Annotated in this window: 5 protein-coding genes; all 5 read left to right on the top strand. The window is 58.8% G+C overall.

The window, feature by feature from the left end; translation table 11 throughout:
- On the top strand, nt 1-1,096 hold a 1,096-nt coding region (locus PQR02_RS39515; protein WP_408243243.1), incomplete at its 5' end, for an ATP-binding cassette domain-containing protein.
- Nucleotides 1,096-3,162 carry an ABC transporter permease gene (locus tag PQR02_RS39510; RefSeq protein WP_408243242.1) on the top strand — a complete coding sequence of 689 codons (2,067 nt, stop codon included), beginning with the start codon at nt 1,096-1,098 and terminating at the stop codon, nt 3,160-3,162. The genes PQR02_RS39515 and PQR02_RS39510, both read left to right, overlap by 1 nt.
- A 44-nt stretch (nt 3,163-3,206) precedes the next feature.
- Nucleotides 3,207-3,731 carry a cupin domain-containing protein gene (locus PQR02_RS39505; RefSeq protein ID WP_408243241.1) on the top strand — a complete coding sequence of 175 codons (525 nt, stop codon included), beginning with the start codon at nt 3,207-3,209 and terminating at the stop codon, nt 3,729-3,731.
- 109 nt (nt 3,732-3,840) lie between these two features.
- On the top strand, nt 3,841-4,695 hold the full coding sequence (locus PQR02_RS39500; protein ID WP_408243240.1) for a 3-hydroxyacyl-CoA dehydrogenase NAD-binding domain-containing protein: 855 nt from the start codon (nt 3,841-3,843) through the stop codon (nt 4,693-4,695).
- 67 nt (nt 4,696-4,762) lie between these two features.
- A partial coding sequence (locus PQR02_RS39495; RefSeq protein ID WP_408243239.1) for a 3-hydroxybutyrate dehydrogenase occupies nt 4,763-5,353 on the top strand: 591 nt, incomplete at its 3' end.

The raw sequence follows: 5,353 nt of genomic DNA, 5'->3' as shown, positions 1-5,353 counted from the left end.
ACTGGAAATCGTCTGCGCCATCTCCAAGCATCCGAAGGTCCTGCTTCTCGACGAACCGACATCGGCTCTGACGAGTTCCGACGTTGACTGGCTGGGACGCCAAATCGCGGATTGCACGCGGCGTGGCATTACCGTTGCGCTGATTACTCACAGAATGCCTGAGGTCCGGGAGTTCTGTTCGAGCATGTCCATTCTCCGCAACGGCGCGTGCGTAGGTTCTTTCGAAGCAAACGAAATCGCCAACGACGAGGTGTTCCGACTCATTATGGGGCGTACGCTTGGTGCAGCGTTCCCAGCGCGCATGGCCCCCATTGAACAGCGAAGCGTGCCGCGCCTCTCTGTCAAAAACCTGCGTTCCGGGAGCCGGCTACATGACGTTTCCTTCGACATTCACCCGGGCGAGTGCGTGGGTGTTGTCGCGCTCCAGGGCATGGGACAGCTTGAACTCTTCAAGTCGCTGTTCGGGCTCGCGCCGATGACGTCTGGAACGCTAGCAGTCGGCGGGCGCGCAGTCACGGTCAGGTCGCCTCGAGATGCGATTTCGGCGGGGGTGGGGCTCAGTCTCGTACCCGAAGAGCGGAAGACCGAGGGACTCGCGCTGAATCTGTCCGGCCGCGCGAATGTGTCTTTACCCACGATTGAACGTTTTGCACGCTGGGGCAAGATAGACCGGCAAAAAGAAATGGAGTCGGTTGCCGGTGCGTTAAAGCGTGTCAGCGGAAAGATGCGGGCGCTTTACGAGCCGGCCTCCGCTTTCAGTGGCGGCAACCAGCAAAAACTGGTTATCGCGAAATGGCTGCTCGCCGACAGTCGCGTGCTTCTGCTTTTCGACCCGACACGAGGCGTAGACGTCGGTGCGAAGCTGGAAATCTATCAGGTCATGCACGACTACCTCGCGTCCGGTGGCGCGGTGCTGCTCCATTCGACTGAGATTCCTGAAGTTGCAAATTTATTCGACCGCATCCTTGTTATGTACGCGGGGCGCGTGGTCGCAGAGCTTGATGGTCGCTCTGCAACTGAACACGCCATTACAACGGCGATGCTCGGGGTATCGGGGCATTCTGCCAACGACTCTTTCGAGAGGGAGGCATCGTGATGGCCGCCACTTTACATCGCAACGGGCACCACTCATTGAAGGGCATCAGGCTTGCACCGCTTCGAGGCTTGCTTGTCGCATTTGCCGTGCTAGCGCTGGTCTTCGCCGCCCTCGACTTGAGTCTCGCACAGCCGTTTGGTTTCAGCGACCTGAGCTCCACCGCGTCCGGCACCGCAAGTCTTGCGCTTGCTGCAATGGGCGAGACCGCGATTATCGTCAGCGGCGGCCTGGACCTGTCAGCAGGTGCCGTGCTTTCCCTCACGAATTGTCTGTTCGTTACCCAGGTTGGTACTTCGGCCGGTTCGGTGGTTCTCTGGACGCTCCTCGCGATTGCCGCCGGCGGCTGCGTGGGCGCGGTCAACGGATTCTTTGTCGCTTACGTCCGCCTGCAACCGGTTGTGGTCACGCTCGCCACCATGTTTATCACTCAGGGTGTGACGTTGCTTATCCTGAAGCAGCCGGGCGGAACTGTGCCTCCGGAGTTTACGACGGCCCTGACGGGCGACATCGCGAACGGCCATATCCCGATGCCGCTTGTCGTGATTGGCGTTGCGTTGCTTGTCTGGTACGTAGTCAAGAAGTCACGGTTCGGCACCATGATTTACGCCGTTGGAAGCGATGAGGGGGCGGCGCACCTCAAGGCGCTTCCGACGCGCAAAGCGAAGTTCTGGGTATACGTCCTGGGTGGCTGCTTCTATGGTGCGGCTGGGGTCTTTTTCTCTGCCCAGACAGGCGGCGGTGACCCCCTCGTCGGTGCAGGAATGCTTCTGCCAATCTTCGTCGCTGTCGTCCTGGGAGGCACTCCGCTTGGAGGCGGACGTGGAGGCTGCCTCGGAACCGTCATCGGCGCATTCTCAGTCACCCTTATCGCGAACATGCTGCTGGTACTTAATGTCTCGACCTACTACAGCACGATTGTGGAAGGGGGCATTCTCATTCTTGCCGTACTGGGGACATCAACGGGTTTGCGTTGGTCCGGTCTTTTCAACTGGTCACCTATCCAGCGCAACCGCGCAGTGGCGGCTGAGGCATCGAATAGCACGATAATTCGCCAAGCCCCTGCTTCCCACGAAGCGACAGCTGCTGTTCAGGAGGCCGTGCCTGCGCCGACGTTCCGTGAGCGGCTGCGTCACAGTCGTGAAACGTTGCGACTCTGCGTGCCCTCCTATGTCGGTTTGCTTGCTTTGCTTGCAGTCACGCTGGTCCTGTTCAGCGGCAATATCGGCACCTTGGGTTATCTGAAGTCGCTGCTGGTGCTCTCGTCCTTCCTGGCAGTGCTCGCGCTTGGTCAGGGCGCAGTGGTCCTGAGCGGCGGCCTCGACCTCTCGGTTCCCTTTACCATTACGCTGGCCGGAGTCGTCCTCACTGGCATGACTAACGGTTCCGACATCGCGGCGCTCTGGGGCGTACCGGCGGTACTCCTGCTCGGCGCTGCGATAGGCGCGATAAACGGGATTGGAGTCTCGGTACTCCGGATTTCACCGCTCATCATGACGCTAGCCATGAACGGAATTCTGCAGGGCGCTGCACTCGTCTACGACAACGGTGCGCCAACGGGATTCGCACCTCCGACCATCCGCTGGCTTATGACCGGACAGCTTCTGGGCATTCCCCCGGTCATCTTCTTTCTGTGCGCGTTCGGACTACTCTCGCTGTACCTGCTGCATCGGACGGTGTACGGACGACGCCTGTTTGCTGTCGGCAGTAATCCGGTGTCGGCGAAATTTTCCGGCGTCCCGGTTACTAAGGTGCTAATTTTGACCTATGCACTCAGCGGGCTTTGCAGCGCCCTCGTCGGCGTAATGCTGAGTGGCTTCACAGGTCAAGCCTTCAATGACATGGGTGACCCGTATCTGCTTACATCTATCGCCGTGGTTGTCGTTGGTGGCACCTTGATGACCGGCGGTCGTGGTCACTATGCAGGCATGCTGGGGGGCGCCCTGATGCTGACAGCGCTTTCTACATTGCTTTCCGGCTCATCGCTGCCGGTCGCCGCCAGAGGCGTGGTGTACGGTCTCGTTGTGCTTGCAGCTGTGGTTGCCATGCGCGAAAAGCGCGCTTCATAGAACCATGGGCCCGACGGGGCCAAATACTAAAACTGGAGACAGACATGCTACTTCCCGTTCGCCGTATCGTTACTCACAACGATGAAGAGGGCCGTTCGTACGCTTTGCTCGATGGCGTGGCGACCAACGTGATTGGGACATTGACTGAGCTATGGACGACCGACCCGACGCCGCACAATCTCAGGTCAACTGACGACGCTGGCGCCACTTCGGAGAGTCTGGAGCCGGTTCCTGGCGGCACTGTGTTTCGCTACTTTCAGATTCCACCTCAAACCCAATTGGCGCACCTGAGCCTCGAGGAAAAACAGAAGGCGTGGCGCGACCTGTTTGAAAAGATGCATGCACCGCATGCGCAGCCCGACACGAGCCGCGACCCAGGCATGCACAAAAGCTCAACGACGGATTACATCATCTTGCTGTCCGGGCAAATTACGCTCGTACTCGACAAGACAGAGCATGACCTGAAGCCCTTCGACGTCGTCGTGCAACGCGGAACAAATCATGCCTGGGTGAATCGTGGCACCGAAGACGCACTACTGATGGCGGTGCTGGTGGACGCGAAAGGCTGAGCCTGATGACGGAGATGCGCCTGCAGATAAGCATCTCAAAATGTGCACGACTGTGGCTGCCCCGCGAGCGAATCAACGCCCGGACACCCAGCAATGACGAGAGGTTGAAATGGCAAACAACGAGTTGGTAGGGATTGTCGGGACCGGAACCATGGGCAGTGGAATTGCGCAGGTCGCCGCCTTGAATAGAAAACGGGTAATCGCAGTCGACGTTCAGCCGCAGTCCCTCGAACGAGCGAAGGCTTCCATCACAGATAGCTTAAGCCGCATGGTAAAGAAGGGGGCGGTGTCCGATAGCGATGCGAAGGACGCAATTGGTCGCATTCAGTTTTCGACCGATTACGCGGACCTCGCCGGCGCAGACCTGCTTATCGAGGCTGCGACGGAGGCATTTGAGCTGAAGCGCAGCATCCTTCGCAAACTAGCTGAAATAGCCGGTCCCGAATCAATCATTGCGACGAACACGTCTTCGCTATCGGTCACGCTCCTTGCGGCAGATGTTCCTGACCCCACCCGCTTCATCGGCATTCACTTTTTCAATCCGGTTCCGCTCATGCCTCTAGTTGAGGTGGTTCGCGGCGTCGCCACGAACGACGCAACAAGCGCCCGGGCTGCGAGCTTCGTCGGGGAGCGTGGAAAGACACCCATCGTAGTTCGCAACTCCCCTGGCTTCGTCGTCAATCGATTGCTCATCCCGATGATAAACGAGGCATTTTTTCTGCTCGGCGAGGGAGTCGCATCGGCTGAAGAAATCGACCAAGGAATGAAGCTCGGCGCAAATCATCCAATCGGCCCCCTCGCGCTGGCGGACCTTATTGGTCTCGACGTGTGCCTCGCTGTCATGGATGTCCTGCTGAAGGATTTCGGCGACGGAAAGTACCGCGCGGCGCCCGCCCTTCGCGAACTGGTTGCGGCCGGAAGGCTCGGAAAGAAGGCTCGGCGAGGCGTGTACTTGTACGAATGAACTTGATGGCCACGCGGCATCCAGCCTTGCTGGCCGCTGCTCGTATTTGCATGCATGGAGAATTTAGATGACGAAGCTCACTGCTGATTTGTCCGGCAATGTTGCACTCGTGACAGGCGCCGCAAGCGGATTAGGAAAGGAGATTGCACTCGAGATGGCTCGGTCGGGTGCAGCAGTTGGGATTGCTGACCTGAATGCCGACGGGGCCAATGCCGTTGCGGAGAAAATTCGTGAGCTTGGCGGCCGCGCCATCGGCGTGCTCATGGACGTTACCTCCGAGGAAGCCGTAAACGCTGGTGTCGACGCCATCGTTAAGGAGTTCGGGGCCTTGGACATTCTGGTATCGAATGCAGGCATTCAGATAGTCAGTCCCATCATTGACTTCTCGTATTCCGACTGGCGAAAGATGCAGGCAATTCACGTGGACGGTGCATTTCTGACAACCAAGGCTGCCCTACGGCATATGTACAAGGACAATCGTGGCGGGGTCGTCATCTACATGGGGTCCGTCCATTCGCATCTCGCCTCACCACTGAAGTCCGCATACGTCAGCGCCAAACATGCGCTCCTTGGCCTGTCGCGGACCTTGGCCAAGGAAGGTGCCGCTCACAACGTGCGCTCGCACGTAGTTTGTCCCGGATTCGTCCGTACCCCTCTA

It is taken from the genome of Paraburkholderia sediminicola, from assembly GCF_046026895.1.
GTDB classification, from domain to species: Bacteria; Pseudomonadota; Gammaproteobacteria; order Burkholderiales; family Burkholderiaceae; genus Paraburkholderia; species Paraburkholderia sediminicola_C.
The sequence above is the reverse complement of the archived record's forward strand: the minus strand, read 5'-3'. Positions and strand labels throughout refer to the sequence as shown.